We start from the raw sequence: 3,979 nt of genomic DNA, 5'->3' as shown, positions 1-3,979 counted from the left end.
CATACTCGATAGCCGGCCGGTCGACGACCGGCAGCATCTCCTTGGGAAGGGACTTGGTCGCGGGCAGGAACCGGGTGCCCAGCCCCGCAGCCGGAATCACCGCCTTCGTTACTGACATGGGCGAAACCATAGCCGTAGGACGGCCGGCGGGTCACCGCGGCGCGGTTCCCGTCGGCGTGGTTCCGATCGGCGCGGTTCCGATCGGCGTGGTTCCCGTCGGCATGGTGCAGACCCAGTCCACGGCGAGCAGGATCGGAGTGTCCGGCGGACCGGACAGACCGAACCGACACGTCCAGTCCGTGACTTTCGGGCGGCCGCGACGCTCCCAGGCGTCGATGAGCGCGATCGCGGTGTCGAGGGCGACCGGGTCCCCGGCGAGGATCACCTCATCGTGGGTGAACAGCGCCGCGGATCCGGTGTCCGGGTCGAAGACGCCGCAACCGCCCCACTCGTCGGGCGCCCCGGCGACGTGTACCCGGGTCACCCGTTCGTCCAGGCATGCCGCGGCGAAACACAGGTCCGCCAGATCGCGCGGATGCAGGTCCGCGGGCAACACCCGGTGCCGGGTGACGGGCGCCGCGGTCGAACGGACGAACGGCGGCACCGAGGACGGGCCGTACCAGCCGAGAGGTCCCGTGACCGGCAGGAATCCGGCCGGTGCCAGACCCCGGCCGTACATCGCGCCGGCAGCCACGTCCGCGCCGGCAGCCACATCCGCCACGCCGGTCGTCACCAGAATGATCGGCGAGAGGCCGCCGTGACGCATCGGAGCGAGAATTCCCCCGCAGGGGCCGAGCTGTTCCACCCACGACGGCGCCAGGCCGTTCACGGCGCAGGTGACGACCACCCGGTCATAGGGCGCGTCATCGGGCCACCCGTGGTAGCCGTCGCCGTGGACGACCGTGACCAGAGACGTGTCGACACCGTCCGCGGCCAGCCGTGCCAGCGATGCGCGTGCCTCGGTGACCACGAGCAGGGAGACGTCGACCGATGTCACCCGGCATCCCAGCACGGCTAGGAGCGCCGCGTTGTATCCGGTGCCGGCACCGATCTCCAACACACGCATGCCCGGCACAACATCCAGCCACTCGATCATGCGGGCGACCAGCGACGGTTGGGAACACGACGACAGCACCACGCTCTGATCCCCGGATGCCTGTGTGCCCTCGGAAGCCTGTGTGCCCTCGGAAGCCTGTGTGTCACGGGAAGCCTGCGGGATATGGGTGACGAGCGCGCTGTCGGCATAGGCCGCGTCGAGGACGTCGCCGGACGGCGGGTGGTCCTGGGAGACCGTGAGGTAGCGCGGCGTGGGCCCCACACCGTCATAGAAGCCGGTCAGGCAGCGGTCCCGCCGGACGGTGGCAAACGCGCGCGCGACATCCGGCCGGGTGACGGCCCCGAGCATCCGTAGTCGCTCGACAAAGGCATCGAGCCGGGCCGATATCGGTGGACCGTCGTTTGCCGCGTCCACCGGGCCGCCCGCGGCGGACACTGCCTGATCCGTTTCGTCCACCTTCCCAGCGTCGGCCAGCGTGGCATCGTTTGCCAGCCATTCGACCGATTCATGATCGCAGTTGTTGACTTATTGTCTATTTCCATCATGTAGACCACGAATACATCAAGGATGTACACACTTCAGGACGGCAAAGAATCAGGCCGTTCACCTACCGGACACACCGAAGATCGGCCAGTTCGCGGCGCAGGTTGGCACGGGCTGCCGACTCCCAGTGGTGATATGCCCAGGGCGTCGCATATACCCGGCGGTCGAGCAACGCACGCAGGACGGCCGCCCGGCCGGCGACCCACTGTTCCGAGGAGGCCCAGCCGTATTCCCGCCGTACTCTGCGGACGTAGACGTCGTATGCGGGCGCCGGACGGGCGAGCACCCGCAGGTCCGCATCGTTGACCATGGCTTCGTCGGGTTCGGTGGACACATGCGTCCTCGTTGCCCGCACCAGCCGGTCGACGTCGCGGACCACGGACCACCGACATCCCAGAGCGGTCAGCGTGCCAACGGCCAGGTCCCCGGAGCGGGCCTCGTTGTCGCCCGCGCAGGTGTCATAGACCGCGTCATGGAAGAAGATCGCAAGCCTGCCGGCGGCAACCGCCGACATCGCGCCGGCGTGCCCGGTCGGCTGATCCCAGGCCCGATCAGCCGCGACAAGCGGCCGTAACGCGGTCAGCGTCTCGCTGATGTGACGGAATGTGTGGTAGTAGCGACCAGGCTCGCAGTAACGACGAGCCAGATCCGCAAAGGCGGCCGCCCGCCCGGCCTCATCCACCCGCGCACCCGCAGCCAGCAGCGCGCCGTCAAATAATCGCGCCAGCGGCGACAGCACGACGCTGCCCACATACCCCTCCGATGATCATCGCTCCCGAGTGGCTCTGCGCACCGCACCTGCGAGCGCATACCCAGACCCGATCATCGGCGCATTCCCGCTCCGAGGCGACGAAAGTGCCCAGGACGGCCAACACATGGCCACCGCAACGACCACACATCGACACTGCCATGACAGCGAGAACAAAAGTGATCACATCCATATCGCGGACCACAACGCTGTTTTGATCGAACACACGTACGATCATTAAACAGTGGAAACGATCATCACCATCGACGGCGAGGACGAGCAGCTGCACCTCGCTGACGGCCACGTCATGCTGGTCAACTGGCGGTCGGTCCGGACCATCCGGATCCGCCGGGTGAACACGACGACTCCGGGCTCCCCCACCCACCACCGCCGGGGGTACGGATCATGACGACCGCGCCCGCGGCCAGCTCAAGACTTGCCTTGGGCGCCAGCACAACACCGTCCACCTCGTTATGACCCACCGCGCCCGGACCACCGCCTGCGGCGCCTTGTGGTGCATGCCGGCGGCGATCGGTGAGCACCGACAGGGTCGCCGGTTCCAGCACCCGGATCGACCGCACCAACCCGGCGCCACCGGGATGGCGTCCCGGCCCGGACGTGCCCGGGTCCAGCTCGTAGCGTTCGACCCGCATCGGGTATTCCAGCTCCAGCGCCTCGATCGGGGTGTTCAGGGTGTTGGTCATACCGACATGCACACCGGACGGCCCCGGTCCGCGCGACGATGCGCCCTGGCCACCGCCCAACGTCTCGTAGTACGTCCACCCACGTCCGCCGATGATCAGATTGTTCATCGTGCCCTGCCCCTGCGCGGGCAGACCGGCCGGCCCCGAGCGGGCCGTCTCCGGCTGAGCCGATCCCGGCTGGGCCGCCTGCGACCGGGCGGCGAGGGCGAGGGCCGCGAGCACCGTGTCCGCGATCCGCTGGGATGTCTCGACGTTGCCGGCGACCACCGCTGACGGCCGGAGCGCGTCCACCAGAGACCCGGGCTCGGTCAGCACTGTGAGCGGCGCGTAGGTGCCGTCGTTAGCCGGGACGTCGTCGGGCAGCAGCACCCGCAACGCGAAACAACAGGCCGACCGGGTGACCGCCCGCGGGCAGTTCACGTTGCCGGGTACCGCCGGCGAGGTTCCGGCAAAGTCGACGGTCAGCCCGTCCCCCTCGATCGTCGCGGTCACCCGGATCGGGATGTCGTCGTCCCCCACGCCGTCGCCCTCCACCTCACCGACAGCGGTGTACCGGCCGTCCGGCAGACTCGCGATCATTGCCCGGCTCCGCCGCTCACCGTAGGCCAGCACCTCGGCGAACGCCTCCAGTACAACGGCCAGGCCGCGACGTTCGACGAGTTCGGCCAACCGGGTGCCGGCGAGCAGGTTCGCGGCGGCCTGCGCGCGCAGATCGCCACGCCGCAGCTCGGGGGTCCGGGAGTTCGCACAGATCAGCTCAAGGATGTCATCCTGCCACTCACCGTCGGTGACAAGCCGCACCGGTGGGATGATGAGCCCCTCCGCGTAGATCTCCCGCGAGTCGGCCGGCATCGACCCGGGTCGCATCCCGCCCACGTCCGAATGGTGCGCGCGGGTCGCTGCATAGGCGATGATCCCGCCATTCGC

The 3,979-nt window shown here is 68.7% G+C and carries 5 protein-coding genes; all 5 read right to left on the bottom strand.

What is annotated here, in order from left to right; translation table 11 throughout:
- On the bottom strand, positions 1 to 118 hold a 118-nt coding region (locus U9978_RS08930), incomplete at its 3' end, for a sugar phosphate nucleotidyltransferase (RefSeq protein ID WP_416210904.1).
- 33 nt (positions 119 to 151) lie between these two features.
- Positions 152 to 1,513 carry a methyltransferase domain-containing protein gene (locus U9978_RS08925; protein ID WP_322760599.1) on the bottom strand — a complete coding sequence of 454 codons (1,362 nt, stop codon included), beginning with the start codon at positions 1,511 to 1,513 and terminating at the stop codon, positions 152 to 154.
- A gap of 151 nt (positions 1,514 to 1,664) precedes the next feature.
- Complete coding sequence (locus tag U9978_RS08920) at positions 1,665 to 2,351, bottom strand: hypothetical protein (RefSeq protein ID WP_322760598.1); 687 nt, start codon at positions 2,349 to 2,351, stop codon at positions 1,665 to 1,667.
- Entirely contained in the window at positions 2,311 to 2,652 is a 342-nt protein-coding gene (locus U9978_RS08915) for a hypothetical protein (RefSeq protein WP_322760597.1), read from the bottom strand. Before U9978_RS08915 ends, U9978_RS08920 begins: the two co-directional genes overlap by 41 nt.
- Positions 2,653 to 2,662: 10 nt before the next feature.
- The coding region (locus tag U9978_RS08910; RefSeq protein WP_322760596.1) for a hydantoinase B/oxoprolinase family protein at positions 2,663 to 3,979 on the bottom strand (1,317 nt) is incomplete at its 5' end.

Source organism: Protofrankia sp. Cr2, from assembly GCF_963555885.1.
Lineage (GTDB): Bacteria > Actinomycetota > Actinomycetes > Frankiales > Frankiaceae > Protofrankia.
This window is presented reverse-complemented; position numbering and strand designations above follow the sequence as displayed.